This window comes from Spirulina subsalsa FACHB-351 (genome assembly GCF_026130165.1).
GTDB lineage: Bacteria > Cyanobacteriota > Cyanobacteriia > Cyanobacteriales > Spirulinaceae > Spirulina_A > Spirulina_A subsalsa_A.
The window spans coordinates 21,896-44,673 of record NZ_JAIHOM010000037.1 but is presented as its reverse complement, the minus strand read 5'-3'; the positions used below and the strand labels follow the sequence as shown (position 1 = coordinate 44,673).

At 47.5% G+C, this 22,778-nt stretch carries 19 protein-coding genes, 1 tRNA gene and 2 pseudogenes; 10 read left to right on the top strand and 12 right to left on the bottom strand.

What is annotated here, in order from left to right:
* The 4 genes and pseudogenes from K4A83_RS09455 to trmL form a co-directional block, all read right to left on the bottom strand.
* Window positions 1–427: pseudogene (locus K4A83_RS09455) on the bottom strand (RNA-guided endonuclease TnpB family protein); the annotation flags it as partial.
* 271 nt (window positions 428–698) lie between these two features.
* Window positions 699–772, bottom strand: a tRNA-Met gene (locus K4A83_RS09450).
* Between the two features lie 208 nt (window positions 773–980).
* Window positions 981–3,119 (bottom strand): peptidoglycan DD-metalloendopeptidase family protein, encoded by a 2,139-nt coding sequence (locus K4A83_RS09445; RefSeq protein WP_265264257.1) that lies wholly within the window; start codon window positions 3,117–3,119, stop codon window positions 981–983.
* Window positions 3,120–3,893: 774 nt separating this feature from the next.
* Window positions 3,894–4,382, bottom strand: a complete 489-nt coding sequence (gene trmL, locus K4A83_RS09440) for a tRNA (uridine(34)/cytosine(34)/5-carboxymethylaminomethyluridine(34)-2'-O)-methyltransferase TrmL (protein ID WP_265264256.1) — start codon at window positions 4,380–4,382, stop codon at window positions 3,894–3,896.
* A 468-nt stretch (window positions 4,383–4,850) separates the two neighbouring features.
* Between trmL and K4A83_RS09435 the strand changes: the two genes are divergently transcribed.
* A complete protein-coding gene (locus tag K4A83_RS09435) occupies window positions 4,851–6,230 on the top strand; it encodes an aldehyde dehydrogenase (RefSeq protein ID WP_265264255.1) in 1,380 nt (459 codons plus the stop codon).
* Between the two features lie 175 nt (window positions 6,231–6,405).
* Here the strand turns inward: K4A83_RS09435 and K4A83_RS09430 are convergent, their stop codons facing one another.
* Genes K4A83_RS09430 through cas6 form a run of 4 tightly spaced genes read right to left on the bottom strand, consistent with a single transcriptional unit; the run spans window position 6,406 to window position 9,230 of the window.
* Window positions 6,406–7,029 carry a hypothetical protein gene (locus K4A83_RS09430; RefSeq protein ID WP_265264254.1) on the bottom strand — a complete coding sequence of 208 codons (624 nt, stop codon included), beginning with the start codon at window positions 7,027–7,029 and terminating at the stop codon, window positions 6,406–6,408.
* Between the two features lie 40 nt (window positions 7,030–7,069).
* Window positions 7,070–7,681 (bottom strand): methylthioribulose 1-phosphate dehydratase, encoded by a 612-nt coding sequence (gene mtnB, locus K4A83_RS09425; protein WP_265264253.1) that lies wholly within the window; start codon window positions 7,679–7,681, stop codon window positions 7,070–7,072.
* On the bottom strand, window positions 7,678–8,370 hold the full coding sequence (locus K4A83_RS09420; RefSeq protein ID WP_265264252.1) for an HAD-IB family phosphatase: 693 nt from the start codon (window positions 8,368–8,370) through the stop codon (window positions 7,678–7,680). Before K4A83_RS09420 ends, mtnB begins: the two co-directional genes overlap by 4 nt.
* Before the next feature lie 29 nt (window positions 8,371–8,399).
* Entirely contained in the window at window positions 8,400–9,230 is an 831-nt protein-coding gene (gene cas6, locus K4A83_RS09415; RefSeq protein ID WP_265264251.1) for a CRISPR-associated endoribonuclease Cas6, read from the bottom strand.
* A gap of 71 nt (window positions 9,231–9,301) precedes the next feature.
* Here cas6 and K4A83_RS09410 point away from each other — a divergent pair, with 71 nt between their 5' ends.
* The 6 genes from K4A83_RS09410 to K4A83_RS09385 all read left to right on the top strand — a co-directional run bounded on the left by K4A83_RS09410 (window position 9,302) and on the right by K4A83_RS09385 (window position 15,018).
* Window positions 9,302–10,357, top strand: a complete 1,056-nt coding sequence (locus K4A83_RS09410) for a thiamine phosphate synthase (protein ID WP_265264250.1) — start codon at window positions 9,302–9,304, stop codon at window positions 10,355–10,357.
* Entirely contained in the window at window positions 10,350–10,574 is a 225-nt protein-coding gene (thiS, locus tag K4A83_RS09405; RefSeq protein ID WP_265264249.1) for a sulfur carrier protein ThiS, read from the top strand. The genes K4A83_RS09410 and thiS overlap by 8 nt, the downstream gene beginning before the upstream one ends.
* Window positions 10,575–10,598: 24 nt before the next feature.
* Window positions 10,599–11,468 (top strand): ABC transporter permease, encoded by an 870-nt coding sequence (locus K4A83_RS09400; RefSeq protein ID WP_265264248.1) that lies wholly within the window; start codon window positions 10,599–10,601, stop codon window positions 11,466–11,468.
* Window positions 11,469–11,665: 197 nt separating this feature from the next.
* Window positions 11,666–12,544 (top strand): ABC transporter permease, encoded by an 879-nt coding sequence (locus K4A83_RS09395; RefSeq protein ID WP_265264247.1) that lies wholly within the window; start codon window positions 11,666–11,668, stop codon window positions 12,542–12,544.
* A gap of 116 nt (window positions 12,545–12,660) precedes the next feature.
* On the top strand, window positions 12,661–13,746 hold the full coding sequence (locus K4A83_RS09390; RefSeq protein WP_265264246.1) for a polyamine ABC transporter substrate-binding protein: 1,086 nt from the start codon (window positions 12,661–12,663) through the stop codon (window positions 13,744–13,746).
* Between the two features lie 126 nt (window positions 13,747–13,872).
* Window positions 13,873–15,018 carry an ABC transporter ATP-binding protein gene (locus K4A83_RS09385; protein ID WP_265264244.1) on the top strand — a complete coding sequence of 382 codons (1,146 nt, stop codon included), beginning with the start codon at window positions 13,873–13,875 and terminating at the stop codon, window positions 15,016–15,018.
* Window position 15,019: 1 nt separating this feature from the next.
* On the opposite strand, the gene K4A83_RS09380 is transcribed toward K4A83_RS09385, so the two are convergent.
* Entirely contained in the window at window positions 15,020–15,346 is a 327-nt protein-coding gene (locus K4A83_RS09380; protein ID WP_265264243.1) for a hypothetical protein, read from the bottom strand.
* Between the two features lie 62 nt (window positions 15,347–15,408).
* Entirely contained in the window at window positions 15,409–18,993 is a 3,585-nt protein-coding gene (locus K4A83_RS09375; protein WP_265264242.1) for a hypothetical protein, read from the bottom strand.
* A 194-nt stretch (window positions 18,994–19,187) separates the two neighbouring features.
* Here K4A83_RS09375 and K4A83_RS09370 point away from each other — a divergent pair.
* Window positions 19,188–19,466, top strand: a pseudogene (locus K4A83_RS09370) (Npun_F5749 family FMN-dependent PPOX-type flavoprotein); the annotation flags it as partial.
* 44 nt (window positions 19,467–19,510) lie between these two features.
* Here K4A83_RS09370 and K4A83_RS09365 read toward each other — a convergent pair.
* A complete protein-coding gene (locus K4A83_RS09365; protein WP_265264239.1) occupies window positions 19,511–20,866 on the bottom strand; it encodes an IS200/IS605 family accessory protein TnpB-related protein in 1,356 nt (451 codons plus the stop codon).
* Between the two features lie 53 nt (window positions 20,867–20,919).
* Between K4A83_RS09365 and K4A83_RS23135 the strand changes: the two genes are divergently transcribed.
* Both K4A83_RS23135 and K4A83_RS09360 read left to right on the top strand, forming a co-directional pair.
* On the top strand, window positions 20,920–21,048 hold the full coding sequence (locus K4A83_RS23135; protein ID WP_407809978.1) for a transposase: 129 nt from the start codon (window positions 20,920–20,922) through the stop codon (window positions 21,046–21,048).
* Between the two features lie 138 nt (window positions 21,049–21,186).
* On the top strand, window positions 21,187–21,489 hold the full coding sequence (locus tag K4A83_RS09360; RefSeq protein WP_265264238.1) for a hypothetical protein: 303 nt from the start codon (window positions 21,187–21,189) through the stop codon (window positions 21,487–21,489).
* 139 nt (window positions 21,490–21,628) lie between these two features.
* Here K4A83_RS09360 and K4A83_RS09355 read toward each other — a convergent pair whose 3' ends face one another.
* On the bottom strand, window positions 21,629–22,726 hold the full coding sequence (locus tag K4A83_RS09355; RefSeq protein WP_265264236.1) for a hypothetical protein: 1,098 nt from the start codon (window positions 22,724–22,726) through the stop codon (window positions 21,629–21,631).
* Window positions 22,727–22,778: the final 52 nt, after the last annotated feature.

The window sequence follows — 22,778 nt, the reverse complement described above, 5'->3', positions numbered from 1 at the left end:
GCAAATCTCTGGAACCTACTAGCTTTAAACTTCCAATCCCTTTCTGGTCGATAAAATTAATGTATTTTCGGTTTTCAGATAGTTTCCATCCTGAGACTTTGTATTCTACTGAACGAGTGTTTTTTTTGAATTTAGGATATCCTTTCTTGCCTTGAACTTGGTTTTTACAATTCTCATAAAAACGGTTAACTGCCTTGAGTGTCCTTTCTACAGCAGCTTGACAAGCGTGGGAGTTTAGTTGTTCGACAAACTTAAACTCTTTTCTCAAAATCGTGTTGTATCTAAACATTTCGGGCTGACCGATACCACGATTATCCATCCAATAACGAAGGACTTTATTTCGGACAAATTGGGATGTCCTAATTGCTTCATTAATGGCGGTTATTTGTTGTGGTTTAGGGTAGACCTTAAACTCGTAGACAAACACGGATGATACTGAGTTAATGGATATCAAATATTATAATAACATGGAATTGAAAAATGGGTAATAAAAAGCCGTCCTGAAGGACGGGGCTTGTATCCCATTATTTTCGGTCAACACCCCAACTCACTAGCCAGTCTTCGCAGTGATGACCGTCCCCCCCGAATACGGGAAACCGAAACGCAGATACCTTGTACAAGCAATAACAGACTGTACAAGGTATCCTAAACCCTTGATATATCCCTAAATCCTTGATATATCAAGGATTTAGCTTGAATGGCTCGGGGCAGATTTGAACTGCCGACCTTGGGCTTATGAGTCCCCTGCTCTAACCAACTGAGCTACCGAGCCGTAAAATTTCACTCGCAGTTATTAATCCTAACACAGACGTTTTAAAAAATCTACTAAATTTTTGGGAAAATTGGGCTTTGCGTGGAGAGGAGGTCAAAGATCCGATTCTTTTTTCTGGGCATCCTCAGCCAGAGGAAAGCCCCGTTTAATGCCTAAGCATTAAACGGGGAGACTCAACAGGATTGTATTTGCAAACCGCAGGCAATTCCTAACGATTTCTCGGTAAGAAGGCCATAGGATTCACAGCACCCCGTCCAGCGGGGTGGACTTCAAAGTGCAGGTGAGGCCCAGTGCTAAATCCGGTACTACCCATCAGAGCGATTTTCTGACCTTGCTCGACGCGCTGACCGGGACGGACTAACAGTCGGCTGTTGTGAGCATAACGGGTCATGCTGCCATCGGGGTGGCGGATATCGACTAGGTTTCCGTAACCGCCGGAGTTCCAACCTGCGGTAATGACTTCTCCTGCGGCGGCGGCATAGATGGGGGTTCCGGTCGGTGCGGCGATGTCAATGCCTCGGTGCATCCGTCCCCAACGAGGACCATAACCGGATGTCAGGACACCCCGTGCTGGCCAGATGTAGCCGTTGAATTCGGGGGGACGTTCGGGCAGGTATTGATCCCGATCCTGTAAGGGGGGCAGTTGAGGTTCAACGGCCTGACCAGAAGGCAGTTGTAATAAACGGTTGTAGCCTTGTACCGGAGCCGGTGCGGCGGCGACAACGCTGGGTTGAGGATTGGGACGCTGTACGGTAGTCCGGGTCAATTGAGGTTGACGGACTTCTTCGGCTACAACGGTAGTGGATGGAACTGAACTGGTGCTGGCTTGGGTGCGTTGACGCTGCCATTCGGGGTTAACTGGAGCCGCAGCAGGTTCAGGAGTGGCGGGTACTTGGATGCTGGACTCGTTGGAGTTTTCAGGATAGTTGCTGGTGGCTTGGCGATCGCGTTGAGCGCGATACTCTTCCCGCATCCGGCGAATTTCGTTGGCCATCCGCTCCACGTAGGGGTTAGCCGGATCTTCGAGGTTAGAAGCCACGGTTGCGGCAGGAGTTTGCGCCACAAGGGTGGATTCTGAATCGCTCGTTTCTTCCCCACTGTTATAAATCACAGTTGGGGTTTGACTTACTAAGGTGCGCACCATTTCGGAGCGGGGAATCCGAAGCTCCTGATTAATTTGCAGGTTATGAGGATTCCGGATGTTGTTCGCCTGCATTAATTCGGCGCGAGATACGCCATAACGACTGGCGATGACATCTAAGGTATCACCGGGTTGTACAAGGTACACGGAACCCGTAACGGCTGTAGGAGGAACAAAGACAGAATCGCGGGAGGTGGTGGAGCCACCGACTTGAGTTGCCGCCACAATCACGGATTCGGGATTTTGGGCGACGGGTTGTTCTGCCGTTGTTTCTACAACGGTTTCGGGAATCACGACGGAATCTTCTGCCGGGCGTTCTGTTTGGGTGAATGCCTCGGTATTAAAGGAAAAAGTAGGTGCAGATTCTGGAGAAGAGGAGGCAATGATTCTGGGAACATCCCCTTCACGGTTTCTAGTATTGGTGTCGGTGGAAAGGGTAGGGGTTGTGGGAGAGGCTACCGCTTCACCAATGGATAAAGACTCAAGGGTTGCCGCTTGTTCCTCTGTTGCTCCTTGAGGAGAGGTTAAGTCGAGTTCAGACGCATCCTGACGCGGGTTGAGGAGATGATCAAGGGTTCCTGGAACCACTACGGAATCTTCGGAGACAGATTCGGGAGTGGAGGAAACCAAAGCGCTGGCATCAGGCTGATGACGGGCAACAAGAGTTTCGGCGGGGCGGTCATCTTCGCTGGCAGCAATCCCGTTAACGGTGGGAATTTTCAGCGTTTGACCGATGGCGAGAACGGATTCAGATTGGATGGCGTTAGAAGCGGCGATCGCTTCGGGGGTAATACCGTAGTCTTGAGAGATGTCCCAAAGGGTATCGCCATCCTTAACCCGGTGTTTAATTAAGGCCGGGGTAATCACAGCCGGCGTGGTATTGGCGGTGACGGATTCCTGAACAATCACACTGTTAGCCGCCGCAACGGGGACAGTATCTTCTGCGTCAGAGTTAGCTGTGGTTTTGGTGGTAATCGGCAGGGTATTGAGGGAAGATTCTGCGGCTAGGGCCTCTTCTCCTTGACTGGGGAAGAAAACACCTGCGGAGAGGGCAGCAATTCCTAATACAGTGGCACGAGCGCGACGGGCGACATCATTGTTTAGTTTAGAATTTGTGTCTTCCTTTGCCGAGGGGTTGTTCAGGGTCTCAGGGGAGTCTGCTAGGCAGGGAGGAATAGTTTTGTTTTGTGTGAGTGAGCGTTTCAACAACGACCTCCTAGTGTGTAATAAGCGATTGACTGTCTAGATTAATCTGCGTTTGATGTTACTCCATAAATTGGGTTTTGTAACTTAACGCATTATCGCAAGTGACGACAATCACTGACAGTAAACTCACAGTGAGTAACCTAGGTAAGATTACTCTGCTTTTCCAATTTAGACAAGTCAATCGGAAAAAAAGTTGATTTGAGAGTGAAATTCCCTGATTGAGTTGCCCGAATTGCTCGGGATTCACCTGCTCGTGATTAAACGGCCAACAGCCCGCCAAAAAACCCAGCCCCCAAATTTTAGATGGTCTGAGGTTCTGGAGGTCTGTGCGGTTTAGGATCAGGTGCAACTCTTGGAATAACATACGACTACAGAATGTGGGCTTCCGGAATGACTGACAAACTCAATCGGAGATTATGGAGTGAGATTGTAGCACTGTTTCGAGAGGGGAGGGTAATCTTGAATTTCTTGATCCCTGATGGCAACGATAAGCAGAAACAATCAAGAAAGGGTTAAATGTTGATGGTAGAAAAAGCTCCAAACTTAGGTTATTAAATGCTTTCCCACAGTTCTATAGTTTGAAAATAGTTTTTTTGCACTAGGTGAAAATGGGAGGGTGAGGTCGGTTGGAGGGGGCGGTGTTGTGATAGAAATTTCTTATCAGGTTGCCCCTATTTTGTAACTTAGATAACCTAATTCAGATTGAGAGACACATTATTTATAGTTAGGTTTAAAGATCAGGGGACGAAACGAGGACTAGAACCGTTGAAAAAGCTAGGTTTTAGGGGTAGAGATGCTGGCTTTTTCTAGGTAGCCGAGTTGTCGCCGCGCTTCAAAAAGGGCGACGGCGGCACTGACGGATAGATTGAGACTGCGTACTCCGGTTTCTGTCATGGGAATGTAGAGGGTGCTGGTGCATTGCTGCAAAATCTCGGGGGGCAAACCTTGGGTTTCGCTACCAAACATCAGCCAGTCGTCTTCTTGAAAGGTATATTTTACATAGCTTTGGCGGCCACGGACGGAAAAACCGAGTAGGCGCCCGGTGCGAGTTTGCTGATAGCTTAAGAAGGTTTCCCAGTTTTCGTGATAGTGCAAATCAACGTGAGGCCAATAATCCAGACCAGCGCGTTTGAGATGGCGATCGCTAATTTCAAATCCTAAGGGCGCGACGAGGTGGAGAGGGGTTCCTGTGGCGGCACAAGTTCGGGCAATATTGCCTGTATTGGGTGGAATTTGAGGATAAACGAGGACAACATTGGGCATAGGTCGAGAATGGGGAAATGTGCTATAGGATACGACAGTTTGAGGTCATTCAGGATGGGGGGAGACATGACCTATACATTTTTCTGATATCACAGAATAACCCTCGATTGATTAGTTTTCATTAACTATTGTAAACAGAACCTTAAATTTAGGTGAGCGGTTAATCAGTCAGTCGTCAACACTGGATTTTACCAGCAATGACGGACAAGAGATGACAGGGGCAATTCAACTAGGGAGGTGGGAGTCATCAGTAGTATAGTAGTGTCTCCATTGAGTGACAGGCGACATCTTTGGCTGTCCCCAAGGCTTCCTAGCTGGCTTGACGACATTGTTGGGGTTTTCGGATAATCATCATTGGGAGGTGTGGGTTAATTTCTCTTCTCTCATCATCTACCTTGGGCTGGCATGGGTCTACCCCTAGCCGCTTTTCTTGCCTTTCGAGTCTAAACTTTAGTGATTCCTGTACCTATGTTAACTATTGCCTCTAACCTTGACCTTATTCAACAACAACGCTCTTTTTTTGCCACAGGTAAAACCAAAGATATTGAATTTCGGATTACGCAGCTTAAAACGCTAAAGGCGGCGATTGAAACCCACGAAAGCGAGATATTAGAAGCGTTGCAACAGGATTTAAATAAGCCATCCTTTGAAGCCATTGCCGCAGAATTAACTCTGTGTATTGAAGAAATTAACTATAGCTTGAAACAGATTAAAAAGTGGGCGAAACCGAAAAAGGCAAAGACTTTAATCACCCAATTTCCTGCTTCTGGTCGCATTATGGCTGAACCTTTGGGGGTGGTTTTAATTATTAGCCCTTGGAATTATCCCTTTCAGTTAGGTATTGCACCCTTAATCGGTGCGATCGCCGCCGGAAACTGTGCTATCCTGAAACCCTCAGAACTCGCCCCCCACACCTCTAGCATCATCGCGAAAATTCTCGGTAATAGCTTCCCCTCGGAATACATCGCCGTTGTGGAAGGTGATAAAGAAATTACCCAAGATTTATTACAACACAAATTTGACCATATTTTCTTTACAGGTGGGACAAAAATCGGCAAGATTATCATGGAGGCGGCCGCCCAATATTTAACCCCTGTCACCCTTGAATTAGGGGGAAAAAGTCCCTGTATTGTCACCCCAGACACCCACTTAGAATATACAGCAAGGCGCATTGTGTGGGGGAAATTTATCAATGCTGGACAAACTTGTATCGCCCCGGATTATTTATTGGTTCACCCTAGTATTAAACAGCCTTTAATTGAGGCAATGGTGGAACAAATTAAGGCGTTTTATGGGGAAAATCCGGCCGCCAGTTCTGACTATGCCAGAATCATCAGCGCGGGGCATTTTCAACGGTTAACGGGCTTAATTGAGCCAGAAAAGGTCATTTATGGGGGAGAGTCAGAGCCAGAAACCCGCTATATTGCCCCTACCCTGTTGGATGGGGTGACATGGGAGGATGAGGTCATGGCTGACGAGATTTTTGGCCCCATTTTGCCCATTCTAGAGTACGAGTCGTTGGAAAATGCGATCGCCCAAATTAACCAACGCCCTAAACCTTTAGCCCTGTATCTCTTTACCACCAACAAGAAAACGGAACAACAAGTGTTAACTCAAACCTCCTCCGGTGGGGTTTGTATTAATGACACCATTATGCACATTGCCTCTCCTCAAATGCCGTTCGGAGGGGTAGGAGATAGTGGTATGGGGGCTTATCATGGTAAGGCTACCTTTGACACTTTTTCCCACTATAAGAGTGTTTTAACGCGGTCTTTTCTGTTTGACCTCAAGTTGCGTTATCCACCCTATGAAGGAAAGTTGAAATATATTAAGATGCTTTTGAAATAAAGAATGCTATCTGTAGGTTGGGTGAAGCGACAGCGCAACCCAACAAAACAATTGATAATCAATGATTAATGATTGTTAATTGTTTCGCGATCTCTAGGTTGGGTGAAGCGGCAGCACAACCCAACAAACAACGAGACTCAACTAATTTACCCAATTAACCCAAAATCATCCAATTTCAATAAAAATTGGAGATAATTTGTAGCTGGCATTTCTCAAAAAGATGAAACATAACTGCTAAAAGCTGAGATAACTCGGCTGTTTTGTAATTCTTGGGTTCTCGAATAAATAAATCCCCTTTAAGTTGGCTAAATTGCCAGATTTCCCCGTCGGAAACAATGCCGAATAAAGTCCGTGTCCATTCACCTTGACTGATGCGTTGCACCTTAACCAGTTTGTTTAAACAAACCGCCCAAACATCATCAAAATTCCCTTTTTGTCCCTCACAAAGGAGTAAATAAGGCTGATCAAAAACCGTTTTTCCTTGTAAGGGGGAACGTCTCGCCACAATGTAACTGGGAATCATGGGTTGGGTAAAATTATCATCGGTGGTGACGTGATGCCAGAGGATTAAATGATCTCGGTAGTAATTACAAACCCCACGAATCACCATATCAATGAACAGTTTATTTCGGGCTTCGCGCTGGGAAATATTAACTTGATGATCTGCCATGATGCCTGTCAAGTTCTGGTAGAGTTCTTGACTAGAGAGGGAAGGTTTAAGGGAAGGAAGAAAAGACTGTTCTTGATAGTTTAGATAGAATTGTGCAGCAATTCTTGCACTCAGTGAATTGTTATTCATAACATTAAATCCCCCAAAATTAAGACAGGGTGGGATATATCTAACCTAGGGCGACGATATAGCGGAATAAATATTCCGCGATTTCCACGCGATTGTGAGCTTCTGTGGGGGAAGTTCCCCAGACGGTGACTCCGTGATGACGAATGAGGAGGGCTGGGACTTCGGGACAGGAAACCGAAAAGCGATCGCGGATGGCCTGGGCAATTTTCGGCACATCTAGATAATTCTCGAACACAGGCAGAGAAACTTGAGGATTTTCTTCCCAAATCCCCAACCCTTTAATCATTTCTAGGGGAGGTAAAGTTAAACTGTCTCCCTCACAAAATTGGGTGACTAAATTGGCCTCCACGGAGTGGACATGGTAACAAGCTTGAGCTTCGGGGAATAGGTCGTAAATCGCTTGATGAATGCTGGTTTCTGCCGAGGGGCGATTCTCCGGCAGAGGGCTTTCTAAAACCTGTCCGTGGGGAGCAAGTCGCACAAAATCCTGTTCACTGAGACGGCCTTTTGCCTTGCCACTAGCGGTAATCCAGAAACTCCCGTCGGGGTTTTTCGCCGATAAATTCCCGGCCGTGCCTAACATCCAGCCTAACTGATAAAATTGTTGGGCTGAGGTCACTAAATCGGCTCGAACTGTTGCTGTTGTTGTCATGATACCCCCCATCGTTCAGCTAGGCGATCGCGCACCTCCAGAAAATCCTGCCAAGGAATATAGGGCTTTTGTTCTTGCTCCAAGTAATCAATTAGGCGATCGCGAGCAAACACCAGATCCGCCTGCAATGCCATATTAATATCCGTCAGAGAATCCCCAATCACCACCCGTTCCCCGGCCCCATACTCTTCCATAACCTTCACTTTCGCCACCAATTCCGAACCCGCCTCAAAACGCTGAACCGGAACCGTTAAAAAAGCTTGACCCGGAATGGCGTCCACCTCTAGGGCCGTAATTGAAGCCACACCTTCTATTATAGGCATTTCCCCCACCCTTGTCCGACTCAAAACCCGTTCAACCATTCCCCGCAAGCCCCCAGACACCACATGAAACGGCACCCCCTGAGTCCCTAAAAACTGCAACAACTCCGGCAAACCCGGCCGCAAGGGTTTATCATCCCCATACTCCAACATCGCCTGATAACGAGTAGTCGGAATCGACTCCAACAGTTGCCGCACCCCCTCCCGTAGCGTTAACGTCCTTGCATACATCTGAGGCAAGATAATCGCCGACTGTTTTGGAGCAAACTCCTTTAACATCCCCACAAACGTTTCCACAGCCGTAATCGTGCCATCAAAATCACAAAAAACGGCTCGTTGCGTTGAACCGCCTTCTACTTCCTTAGACAAAGTATTGCCCTCAAACTCACAGATCCCATTTAAGCAGATTTAGCCCCCGTCTCCAATCGGCGCACCATCCCCATCCCCATTGTCGTTTTACGGCCTACCCCCGCATAGAGGGCAAAATCTGCCAAAGCGTTAAAATTCCTGATCTCTTGGGCATCCAACGAGCCGAAAATCCGGTAGGTTAAACTCCCCACACAACCGATAAACTTAGTCCGCCCATCATTAACCATCTCGCTGTGAACCTCAAAAAAACTGGGAAAAATGGCCTCCAAATTGAGAGATTCAATGGGAACCGAACTGTACTTATTCCAACGACTGCGTAAACTGTTAAACACCAACTCCGGCGAAGGAAACGCCGTGTCATATTTTCCTTGACGAAAAGCCATCGGTGTAGCGAAAGAAAAGGCCAAAATTTTATTATCCTCCGAGGCCTGTTCATAGAGTTGTTCATACAAACAAGCATTAGACCAAGGTTGTTGGGGTTGGGGAGTGCCGAGAATACTGGTAATTTTTAAATCCGCCGGGCCCAAATGCCACGGCCGTTCAGGATTGAGATTTAACCAGAGTTGGGTTAAGCGTTTGAATAACCCATCATCCAACAGCGACACCCGCCACCAACAGGGTGTTCCGGGGGGGATAAGGTCTTTATATTGCCATTGCAGGGGCAGTTTTCTCGGCGATTGGATTTGTAAGGGACTGAGGCTAAAGGGCTTATGGGCGGCGGACTCATGGAGATGGGCAGACAGTTCGGGATCCACCGCTTGGACTAAGTTGAGAAAGAGCGCGTGGAAGTGTCTCCCTTGGAGGAAATTGGGGTAAATGGGAGAGGTGGGAGTCAGGTTCAAAACGAGACTATAGGGCATAGTGAATCGGGGTGCAAAGACAACAAGTTAACTTGATATACTCTGAAAGTGCAAAACTTCAATCAAACATAATGGGAGAACAAAACCAACCCCCCTTGAGTAATAGTCAAGCCATTTACCGCATTTTAGATGCTAACCTAGACCGAGCGCGTGAGGGTCTGCGTATTATTGAGGAGTGGTGCCGTTTCGGGTTGAATGATAGCGACCTGACCCAACTCTGTAAACAAATGCGTCAACAACTCGGACAATGGCACAGTAGTGAGTTGCGCCAAGCGAGAGACACCCCCGGCGATCCTGGAACCCACCTCACCCATCCCCAAGAAGTAGAACGGACTGACATTGAACACCTACTCCAAGTCAATCTCTGCCGCGTTCAAGAGGCTTTACGGGTTCTGGAGGAGTATGCCAAACTCTACAACACCCAAATGGCCGCCCGTTGTAAACAGATGCGCTATGAGGTGTATAGCTTAGAAAGTGAGCTTTTGGGCAAGAAACGTCATTATCTGCTGGAAAAATCAGCCTTGTATCTGGTGACTTCCCCTTCTGGGAATCTATTCGCCGTGGTTGAGGCGGCCTTGCAAGGGGGGTTAACGTTGGTGCAGTATCGGGAAAAAAATGCCGATGATACGGTGCGTTTTACCCAAGCGCAAAAACTCTGTCAATTGTGCCATCAATACGGGGCTTTATTTATTGTCAATGATCGGATTGATCTAGCTCTAGCGGTCAAGGCTGACGGGGTACATTTAGGTCAACAAGATGCCCCCATTGCCCTAGCGCGTCAACTGTTAGGCCCCCAGCGTATTATCGGCCGTTCCACGACGAATCCGGGGGAAATGGAAAAGGCGATCGCACAAGGAGCCGATTATATTGGCGTTGGCCCGGTTTACGAAACCCCCACCAAACCCGACAAAGCCCCAGCCGGATTTGAATACATCCGCCACGCCCTCGAAAACTGCCCTATCCCTTGGTTTGCCATTGGGGGGATTAATAGCCAAAATCTACCCGACGTTCTCAAAGCCGGAGCGCGACGGATTGCCGTTGTTCGCGCTATTATGCAGGCGGAACAACCCACCTTGATGACTCAATACTTTCTATCTCAACTGCAACATCCGGTGCATTATGTCTAGTTCAACCTCGCTGATTACCTTAGAAGTCAACGGAGAAAGCGTTAGCTGTCCCGCTAATATTTCCCTCCCCCAACTGCTGACCCAACTGGACTTAAACCCCCGTCTCATTGCCATTGAGTACAACGGCGAAATCCTGCACCGTCAGTATTGGGAAGCCACTATCATCCAAACAGGCGATCGCCTTGAAATCGTGACCATCGTTGGCGGTGGTCTTTAACCTTCCTACCCCCCCTTGGCCATCATGACCCATCCCTCCCCCTCCCAAACCCTCCGCCAAAAAATTAACCTCTCCATCCTCCTCTTCCCCGCCACCTTTTGGCTCATTCTCTTCTTCCTCCTCCCCCTCCTCATCGTCCTCCTCTATAGCTTCCTTGAACGAGGCACCTATGGAGGAGTGAGTTGGGTCTTCACCCTAGAAAACTATCAACGACTCATTAACCCCATTTACTGGGGAGTCCTCACTCGTTCCCTCAATCTAGCCTTCCTCACCACAACCATCTGTCTCCTCGTCGGTTATCCCCTCGCCTTCTTCATTGCCACCCGTCCCCCCCGGTGGCAAAATACCCTACTCCTCTTAATTATCATCCCCTTTTGGACCAACTTTTTAATCCGAATTTACGCTTGGATTATCATTCTGCGCAACGAAGGCGTCATTAACACCCTCCTACAAAGTTTAAACCTCATTAATCAACCCCTTGACCTCCTTTTTAACTCCTTTGCCGTCAGTATTGGCTTAGTTTATGGCTATTTACCCTTCATGGTTTTACCCCTCTATGCCACTCTTGAAAAATTCGATTTTTCCCTCATCGAAGCTTCCCACGACCTCGGCGCAAACGATTTAAAAACCTTAATCCGGGTCGTTCTTCCCCTCACCCTTCGGGGAATTGTCGCCGGATCTTTACTCGTTTTTATACCCGCCGTTGGAGAATTCATTACCCCCGATATTTTAGGCGGCGCAAAATCCATCATGATTGGAAACCTAGTTCAAAATCAATTTCTTGGCGCGAGAAATTGGCCCTTTGGTTCCGTGTTATCGATTGTCATGATGGCCATTGTTCTCGTCCCCATTTTAATCTACTTCCGTAACTCAGAAAACAGTAATCAGTTCTAGTGTCTCTCGGACAGAATAACTTCCGTTGCAGATAGTGAGTAGCCAATAGTGTAGTAGATAAAAAGAAAACTTACCCCCTCCCTCATCACTAATCCCTAACTTGCAGTAAAACAGAAATTATTGTAACAATGACCCACCATGACCGCAAATAGGAATCAATGCTTGATTGTAAATTGCCCTAGTTACCACGCACTGCTATGATCACTTCCTCCCTAGAAAAAAATCAAAAACTAGACCGATGGACTCGAATTATTGGACAAAGATTGCTCGAACTTACCGCCATTCTCAGTATTATTTTTCTCTATCTACCCATCATCATCCTCGTGATTTACTCCTTCAACGAATCACGCTTAAATGCCGTTTGGCGAGGCTTTACCTTGAAATGGTATCAAAGCCTATTTGAAGGAGTTGCCGGACAAGCAGACATTGCCACACAGCAAATCTGGAACGCCCTATTTAACAGTCTCTGGGTCGGGGGAATCTCTACCCTTGCCGCCACCGTAATGGGAACCTTAATCGGACTAGCAATGGAACGGTTTCGATTTCAAGGAAAATCTGCCTTAGAAGCCCTACTTTTCCTCCCCATTATTATCCCCGATATTACAATGGGGATTTCTCTCCTCATATTTTTTAGCCTACTCTTTCAATTAATTCAAACCTTAACCGGAGTCCGCTTAGTTCTCGGTTTACCCACCGTCATTATTGGTCACATTGCCTTTAATATTTCCTACGTCGCCGTCATAGTCAGAACCAGAATTGCTGAACTAGATCCCACCTTAGAAGAAGCCGCCCTAGACCTTGGCGCGAACGAATGGCGCACCTTTTACCGCATTACCTTACCCTTAATTGTCCCCGGTATTATTAGCGGAGCATTATTAGCCTTTACCCTATCCCTTGATGATTTTGTTATTACCTTTTTTACAGCTGGAGTAGGAGCAACAACACTCCCCGTTTTCATCTACGGCATGATTAAATTATCTGTCACCCCAGCCATTAATGCCATTTCTACCCTCATGTTAGTGGCATCCTTAGTTATTCTAGTTTCCTCCCTAGCCCTTCAACGCCAGAAAACCTAACCCTTGATTGCAACAAAATTTAAAAAATATCGCCAAAAGTCAACCGTTCGACACAACCTAAGCTACACTAAAGAAAATTTTATAACAATCAGTGTTTTACTAGCGAGGGAAAGCCTATGAAACGACTGCTCATTTTAGTCCTATTATTCATCATCGGGGTGACATTTCCCGTCGCTTGTGCCGCCAATCGTCCCGGAACTTCTGACGGTCAATTAAGCCGCGCTAGTAACGTCCTGAATGTTTATAATTGGTCTACCTATATTGATCCCGATGTAGTCAGAGAATTTGAGCAAAGATTTAATGTTCGGGTTCAATATGACACCTATGATAGTAATGACACCTTATTAGCTAAAATTCAGCCCGGCAACCCCGGTTATGATATTGTTGTACCCACAGATGATTATGTAGAAAGTATGGCAAATCAAGGGTTATTAGAGGAACTTAATCATGATAATATTCCCAACCTAAAAAATGTAGATCCTCGGTTTTTAGATAATCCCTTTGACCCGGGCAATAAATACAGCGTTCCCTATCAGTGGGGGACTTTTGGCATTGGTTATAATATCCAAGCGACTGGGGGAGAAATTAAATCCTTGCGGGAGATTTTTGATGATAAATACCGGGGGCGTGTAGCATTAATGGAAGACTCCCGCGCTATGTTAGGGTCAGTGTTGATTATGTTAGGGTATAGCCCGAATACTACCAATCGGCAAGAATTAGAAGAAGCACGAGACTTTCTGGTTGAACATCGGTCTGTCGTGGCTACTTTTGCCCCAGATACGGGACAAGATTTATTAGATCAAGGCGAGGTTGATATTGCTTTAGAGTGGAGTGGGGATGTATTTCAAGTGATGGAAGAAAACGAAAACATTCGTTATGTGATCCCGAAAGAAGGGGCGATTATTTGGACGGATAATCTAGCTATTCCTAAAGATGCCCCCCATAAAGAACTGGCAGAAACCTTTATTAATTTCATTTTAGAACCAGAAATTGGGGCAGCCATTTCTAATTACGTGAAGTTTGGCACTCCCAATAAAGCGGCCATTGAACAAGGTTTGATTGATGAAGCAGACTTAGCCAATCCGGGCATTTACCCCCCAGATGAAACCTTAGAGCGTCTGGAATATGCCCGAGACTTAGGGCGAGATACGGCACTTTATGATGATATTTGGACGGAGTTGAAAGTAGCCATCGGAAGCTGAAACGGCAAAGACTCAGAAAAACTAACGTTGGGCTATATTTTTCCCTGAAAATAGGGAATGTTAAGAATAACGGTGATTCGTCAAGCATTGAGCCGTTTTGGAGTGACGCGCAAGGGGTGAATTCTAATGAATGCAGTGGAATTAGTTGGGGTTAGCAAAGTCTTTCTAGGCAAGAATAAGCGAGAATTTCGGGCCGTTCATCAGGTGAGTTTACAGATTCCCGAAGGGGAGTTTTTTTCCTTGCTGGGGCCATCAGGTTGTGGGAAAACAACGATTTTACGGATGATTGCGGGGTTTGAATTGCCCACGACGGGGGAGGTTTATATACAGGGGGAACAAATGCGCGATCGCCCCCCCTTTCATCGTCCCGTGAACACCGTCTTCCAAAACTACGCCCTCTTTCCCCATTTAACCGTCGCTGAAAACGTGGCCTTTGGTCTAGAAATGGAAAATCTCCCCCGGCAACAAATCCGCACCCGCGTCGGAGATGCCTTAGCATTAGTACGCTTGAACGGACTAGAAGATCGTCGCCCCCGACAACTTTCCGGAGGGCAACAGCAACGAGTCGCCCTAGCCCGGGCCATCGTCAAACAGCCTCAAGTCCTCCTCTTTGACGAACCCCTTGGAGCCCTAGACCTCAAACTGCGCAAGGAAATGCAGCTTGAACTGAAGCATATGCAGCAACAGCTAGGCATTACCTTCATCTACGTCACCCACGACCAAGAAGAAGCCCTTACCATGTCCGATCAGATTGCCGTATTGCAAGAGGGAAAAGTCTTACAAGTTGGCACTCCAACGGAAATTTACGAACAACCCAACTGTCGATTTGTGGCCGACTTCATTGGGGAAAGTAACTTTTTAGTCGGTCGAGTCATTGAACAAGATAGTGGGGGTGTCGTAGTGTTAGTCGATGAAACCCTACCCATTTCCATCCCTTGTTCCGAAACCTTTCCCGTAGGGAAAGTTGTCACCTTAGTCATTCGCCCAGAAAAAGCCACCATTCACCCCGCCCATTATTTAGATCAGCCCTGTTTAGCCGGAATTGTAACAGAAGTAGTCTATTTAGGCACAGATACCCGTTTTGTCATTCGCCTCACTCCTCAAAGTACGATTGTTGTACGACGGCAGAATATTTATCGCAGCAATTTAGACTGTTTCGCGATAGGTGAGTCGGTACAGATTCAAATGGCCTCAGATAGTATTCAGATTTTGGGAGAAGGTCAGTTATTACCCTCTCAAACATTCACCGCTTCTCGTCGGGAGAATCGTTAATTCATGAGTTGAAGTTCCCCACCCACAAGGGGATGGGGCTTTCAACGCAACATTGCAGTAAAATACTTAGCCCCGTAGGTTGGGTGGAGCGATAGCGCAACCCAACATGGTGGGGGTTTTCTAATAATTGATGAGGCAAGACTATATTTGGATTGAGGTTTGTTTCTAAATGAGCTTTTAAGCGATTGAGCAGGATTAAAGCATTGGCTCGCCAAGGATTATCCGGTGATAAGACTTCTAGTTCCTCAATCGCTTGAGTTTGAACTTTGCCCCGTCCTAAGACTCTTAAGGATGGAGTTTCTGGGGTACGAGGCAACTGGTGAATCACTACAATTTTACTAACTAAAGCTATCGGGTGAAAAGACGGGACACCCTATCTAAAATCTAGGTCTATAACCATCCTTTTTTGGCTTTAGCAATTTTCGGCGGATGTACGGGTTCTACATCATAAAATGTGCCTAATCCTTCGTACTCGGCTAAATAATCACTTTCATACACCTTACGCTTCCGTCCATGAGGTCGTTCAATTTCAATTTGCGTGGGCATAGTTGCCCCAAACTCATCAATTAAGAAATGATCGGCTAACTGTTTCGATTGTTCCCCATTACTCAACTCTAACGCCAAGTCTTTTAACACGGCTAAATAGGTTTCATCATTGGGAGATTCTGCCATTTGACGCTGCACCTTTACGGACACTTTGTGGGGCGAACTATGAAAAAAGCCCCCAACTTCTTGCCCCATTTCGTAACTGGCGTTTTCCCCTGCTAAAATCGACAAATTATTTAAAATAATTTCCCGGCGCTGTCCTTCTATCCGGTCGAAATAATGAGTCGTTTGGTAGAATTGGATAAACTCCTGTAAGACCTGTTGGGCTTGTTGGGCGACTTGTTGACGTAATCCCTCGGGCATCTCTACCCCTTGGGGGGAAACCTGACATAATAAATCCACAAAGGGCTGATTCCAGCCTTCAATTTTGCGTGCTAACTCTTTCTTTTTCAGCCCCCAGAAATAGGAGATTAAATGACTGACAATAATGACCTGAAAGGGATATAACACAATGCTATCGGCCGGGTAGGTAAAAACGTAGTCGGGGGCATAATCGGGGATGGATTGTAAGGTTTCGCGATCGCTTTCGTGGGCAATAAAGAAGGAAGTGGCGACCCGGGGACCGATTTCACTGGCGGATTTAATCGCCCGGGCATTGAAAAAGGGCCAAGAAGGAGGCGGCGCATTGTGGCCTAAAATTGACCCCAGAGTGTGGCGAGTGCGTCGCTTCATGTGGGCATATTTGCCATGTTGGAACTGGAAAAAATGCCACCCGGCAAACATTTCCTGAATCATTTCGGCGGCTTTGTGGGCTTGTTCTTCTGGCACTCCATCTAAATAGCCTGTATAGACAAAATCGAAGTTTCCCCCTACTAATTCATCACACATCTGTTCAATTTCAGCAATTAACCGCGTGTCGCTGACAATGGTTTCCACTACATCAGGTAACTGGGCTAATTCTGCATAGACTTGGGAGGCATAATCTGGGGAAATATCCCCCCGAATTTCTCCTAAATAAGTGTGTAGGGCTAATTGCCATTGTAAGGATGCCATTGCCGCAAAGGTAGACCCGACACATTCCTCTTCTGGTAAGTTCGTAATTCCGGCTCCAGCCGCAGGCTGAATCACCCCATCTAAGCCCCGCCCAATATTTCCTAATGCGCTGGCTTCAATGTTGGTCACTACATAAATCCAAGGGGTATATTGGGCAATAAAATCCTGTAAATGTTGGGGTAAATCTTGCCGTTTAGTGTCTGGTTTTAAATAGGTTTTAATCTCGGCTAAACGGGCTTTAGCCACAATGACCTCCCCTAACATGGGATCTCGTCGATTTACTTCTTGTTCAATTCGTTCGACTACTGAGGGAAGACTGGCTAACTCATGGGTGAGTTTAATGGTATCGGATGTTCCCCCGGAGTTGGAATTAGCCAGAAACAGGGTTTTATCACTCACGGAAGGGGGAATGGTATCTGACCCGGTAAAGCCATCTAAGTTGACCACAGGCAGGGTATTTAAACAGAGTTTACGGGCTACATTCCCGGCAATCATATTAATTAAAAAAGAAGTCCCTGCTGCTCCGGTGAGGATTTGATTAATTTGCTTAATTCGATGGAGTCGGAGTTCCTCATGTTCTGTTCCCATGACTAAACCGATTCCCTGTTCTCCGCTTCGGACTTTTACTTTTCCGTCGGGGGTTTTAAAGAATAGTTTTTCGGTGTTTTTCCGTAAGGCTAGAGGTTGAATTACAATAATTTCTTCCCCATACTTGTTGTAAGGACAGGGAATTATTTGATTGTTTAAATTGCGGTATTCAATTTTAAAAACTTTGAGAGGAGCAAGGCGTTCTTTTCGGAAGGTTGTGGCACTAATAAATTCTTCTTTTTTCTGTTTTTCAATACTCACTAAGGGGATTTCTTGCCCTCGGTAAATATTAAACATCCGTACATTTCCATCGGGGGTGACTTCTACAATTTCCCCAGGTAATACATCATAAATCGGTGCAACCCCTTCGGTGATGTAAGCTGTGGCTCGTAAACCGGAAAGAAAGCCCAATTCTTGAGCGACTTTTTCCGCTACTTCGATTTTTTCTGTATAAACCGATTCAGATTTAAGCAAAATAACTTGCTCTTTGATGGCATTTTCTTCAGAAGCGGAAAGAAATGCCACTCGGTTATAGTTGCGTAAATCGTAAGGTTTAGGACGATAAAAAATCAGTTCCCCGCCTTCTTCTCCACCCCGTTCTGTTCCGCCGCGTAACATATTATAGGTGCCACCACTCAGTAAGGCTTGGTCGGGCTTACCGAGGGGGGTAAAGGATTGAAAGGTGAACTTGTTTTTGGGGTTAGAATATTCTAAAATTCGGGCGACTAAGGCTGAAGCAATGGTAACTTGTTGCGCTCCAGCTTCGGTGAGTTGTTGGGTTAAGGTTAAGAGTTCTTGGATTTTTTCGGAGGCGGTGGAATAGTCATCATCGCGTAAAAAACCCTGTTGAATAAAGGTTTGAATTTCTTGTCCGGTACTTTGACGGAAGGTGATTTTTTTGCCTTCTAAGGTAACTCGGAGGGTTTTATGGGCAAAGGGTTCTCCGAGGTAATAATAGCCAATATGCCCGCTACTATCGACAACGGCGGTATCTTGGTTTAAATAATCGGGGTCAACGTAGGCGAGACGATGGAGCGCGCCGGGGAGTTGTTGAGCGCGCAAATGTTCGTAGATAAAGCGTTTGAGGGCAGGTTCTACGCAGGAGTCGGAGTTGGAGGAGAAGCGGAATCCTTCGTAGGTGAGAAAGCGTTTATAACGGGCGGCGTCGTTGATGTCGCCGTTGTGGGTGTCGGAGAATAAACTGGGGCTAAGGGTGCGATCGCCTTCGGCAAAAAATAGCTCGCCTTGTTCCGTGACCTGATACAGCCGAATCTTCTCGCTGGCCCACAATTCTTGATGGGGGTGGGCGTTGCTTTCGGAATACATATCCCCCTGAGAGGCTTGGCGCACATGGGTTTCCCAGTTGGTAATAAATTCATGGTTCTCCGGTGCAATGCGATGGAGAAGGGTGTCCCAAGTTTTCAACAAGTCTCCCCCATCTCGGGCGACTTTTACCCCTGTTTCTACTTGCCCTTGAATTTGGGTGACAATCTCCTGCATTTCCCCCACAGCCAATCCGCCATTGTTTTGGGGGTGCTGGGCGAGGAGGTGAAAAATGGGGTCAAGGGGAATGGATGCGATCGCCATTCCCGCCGCATCATAACCCGCCTTGGTGCTTTTCTTAGAACAATCTTCGGCTAAAGCTGTTGCATAATGAATCCGGTCTTGTAAATCCGCCTGAATGACATCACGAGGACGGATATCATAACGCCCCGTTTCTGGATTTTTGGTAAAAAACAAGTGTTCAATTTTGACGGGACTCAGGAAAGCGTTAAAGTTACGGCACATAGTAGTTTTAAGGACTAAAATCCAGAACAGCTTGACATCCTCCAGCGTCCATCCCAGATGGTCGCAGGGATTCCCACATCAGGGGGATGCCCACCCTATTGTATGGAACTCAGGGCAAGGATAACCCCTACCACATTGTAGTTCGCGCTGTGTCAGATCCTATCCGCCTAAATCAATGATTAATTATCAGCCCCATGTCTAATGCTCTTGCCCCTTGGCGATCGCCTTTATCCCATGCCCTCCATCGTAATCGTAGCCAGCCCTTCTCCCGCTACCTCCAACTGGCCACCATTACCCCAGACGGGTATCCCGCCAATCGGACTGTCGTTTTTCGAGGCTTTACCCCCCAAGGAAATGCTCTCAAAATCATTACCGACTCCCGTAGTGAGAAGTTCCAACAATTGCACCATTCCCCTTGGGGTGAAATTTGCTGGTATTTCAGCCAAACTCGTGAACAATTCCGCCTTTTCGGTTCTAATGAAGCTCTCCCCACCTAGTAAGCCGAGGTGGGGGTGTCCTATGCTAATCTCAGACTATCCTCAGTCCAGAGATCACACAGACAAGCCCAGCTTCTAGGCGACCCTCCAGAACGTTGGCTGGAACAGCCCTCACGGTCATTTCTGCGCGTGAGCTTAATAATGCCCCTAGCGGCAATGTTGCTAGAACCATTCAGGTCAGCGTTGTATCGCTTGCCAGAGGAGAATTTGGCGAGTGCGTAATTTTTAGAATCACGCTTAACTATGCCAGAGCCATCGTAGGCCAGCTTCGAGGTATAAGCGGCAACGACATCAATCACCTTGCCGCCCGCCTCTCGCCACTTCATTTCGGTATAGTCGCGAATTTTTGCCTTGAGCCAACCATGAAAGCGTTGACGCAGATTCGAGCGCTTCCGCCCACCTGTCGCCTTCCAACCTTTCAGGTTCTCGAAGACGATTGCCTCTGAGTTGAACTCACTGGCAATCTGGACAATCCGTTTAGCAACGATGTGGCTAATCTGGTTGTTGATGTTCTGGCATTTGTGATAGGTATTGGCGCAAAACCCTTTATGCAGTTTTCCACCTTTACCCATCGTCTTAGAAGCCCGCCTAGAAACGGACTTGAGCCGCTTGTCTCGACGGTCTATGTCTCTTCCAGGGTGAATGAACTCACGATGGATTACAGTACCGCCGAACGTCACGACTGTCACGGTTGCTGTGGTATTGATGCCTAGGTCAACGGCAACAACATTTTCATCTGGCTTCCGCTTCGGAGGAACACAGTGAAACGGAACTGATAGATGACAGGCTTTGTGGTTAAAGATCAGAGATGGCGACAGCATCTTGTTGCCGGGTATCTCATGGCGTTCTCGAAGTCCACTGATCTCAACCGTTGTCCAAATCCAGTCAGACCCCGTAAACACCTTAATCTCAACCCCATCGTAGCCATGCAGCTTGTAGCACTGTCCCTTGTAGAGAGCCGGATAACAGCCAGCATCAGCATTGAGTATGGGTGGCTTGGCATCCCGTCGTTGGCGAGATAGACCACTCTGCCAGTCGCGATGCCGAGTCATGTAGCTGCTAACTTGCCCTATGGCGAAGCTAATTGCAGACCTGCGGTAGTAGCTCGGAAATTTGTGAAACACCCGATTGATGGTCGGATACTTCACGACAGGTCGCTTCGCCGTAGCGTGCATCAACCGCTCTACGGCGGGGATTTGTTCATCCGGCGATAAAACCCCTAACTCGGGCCAGTGGGTCAAGATAATGCCGACCAAATATCTGCACACCCGACGATAGACAGTCACCGTCTCGCCAAACAGATGACGCTGTTCAGCGGTTGGGTTTAATGCCCATTTGTCAGTGCGAATAATCTTGGCAGGCTTTTTGACTTTCATGCCCTTATAATATCACAGTGACAATATTTTGTTTTGGTTGAAAGTATTGATAGATGGCAAATAAGCTCAGGTCGTTTTCTCGCAGTGTCGCCTTGCTTAAGGTGCATATCGTATTCGTCACGAAATACCAGCATCCTGTCATAACTGATGAGATAGAAGCCGACATCAAGGCGTGGATTTAGCGCCATCTCTTGTGGTGGCGCTCCTCTGTCTGTCCTGAAACAGTACATCGAGAATCAGGGCTATGACGATTAAGACCCTGCCGCTCCTTGACCTCCACCTGTTCCGAGGTGGGGGAATGCGTCGCTAACCCCGTTCAAATGATCGATGACCATTATCCCCATGCCACAGGGCAACAACTGCGCTTAGAGACGTGGCAAAGTCTCAGCGATGCCGCCCGTCTCCAATTTGCTTGGCCCACTCCCAAAGCCCCCCGAGAGCCAAATCCCGAAGCTTTTCGCCCCCCTCCCCCCTCCCCAGAGATCCCCCTCCCCACCTTTTGCCTATTGTGTTTGAGTCCCCAACGGGTGGAACATTTGGAGTTACGAGGGGATCCCCAAAATCGTTGGCTTTTTTGGTTAGATGAGGGCAATCTCTGGCAACAGCAAGGGGTCAATCCGTGAATATGGCTTTAACACTGTTAGATAGGGCTTGCTGTACGCGAAGCGTGCCGTTAGGCATATAACTCTACTCGTGGGGCTAGGGAACAGGGAACAAGGGATTGAGGACATTCATGCTGAACGGGTCAAGATTGCACCCCATCTAATAGCGATCGCCCGGACAAAACTGTTGCCCCCCAGACTCAATACATTCGGGAATCAGTTGGCGAACAATGGTTCTTTGAAACTCACGGGCTTTGGTATCCGTGAAATTGGGGATTTCATAGTGGATGCTGTCCCCATCCACATCTGGGCGGTCTAACATCACCCAAGCCTCTTCTTCCCGGCCGAAACGATCCATAATAGAACGGGCTTCGGGGCAACTAATAAACACCTGCCCCATAAATACATCCCCCCCATCGGCTCGATAGTTGAAATATACCCCCCGGGTGGACTGATGATTACAGTAGTGATCTGCCGTCAGGGCTACCATAGTCGCTAAATGGAGATCATACCAACGGGCAGCCCCACCCCGGATAGAGCGTGAGGTGTCGGATTGAGGCACAGTTAAGGTGAGGGTGCGGTGATTAAAGTCTCCGCCCTGACCTGCCACCAGCAAGCTTCCCACGGGGGGACTGCCAGCCGCCCTCACCGCGCCCATGCCTAATTCTTGCTGAATGAGAGCTATGGCTTCCCGGGAGTGTTCCATGAGGTCTTGCCATTCGCTGCGATCGCGAATACTGTCCACTTGCCCTTGTGGTCCCAGTTGGATCATGGTTTCTTGGTCATCTAGGAGAACAAAAAACGTGGTTCCCTCGGGCAGAATCTGCTCAAAGGCGTAAAATTCCCCATCGTCTCGAAACCAGTAGATTGCTCCTGTCTGTTCACCGGGGATAGAGGAAGAAGCCGATAAAATCCGAGTTCTTCCCCCAACACTGGTATCCAGACAAAGTGAGTACAACACAGCTCCAATATTCCGTTCTGGGATCTCTTCACAGCGACGGCTTTTGAGGCGTTGTAACTCCTGTTTGATTGCTGTGGGATTGGACGGGGAGGGGGCTGGGGGTGAGGCGGCGGCAGATACGGGAACTGGATTGGGATTTTCCTCCCCAACAGGCAGAACTTCGTTTTCGGAGGAGGAGGGGGAGACGTTAATCACAAGATTGGGCAGTTGTTCACAGGCTCCTAAGCCTCCGAGAGCCGCGATTAAACTCAGGGTCAAGGCGGATTTAAGGCTGGAGAATATCCAAGGTTGAGACATACTGGAAAACTAATTAACGAAAGGGTAATTGTGAATGGAAAAAAGAAAAGTC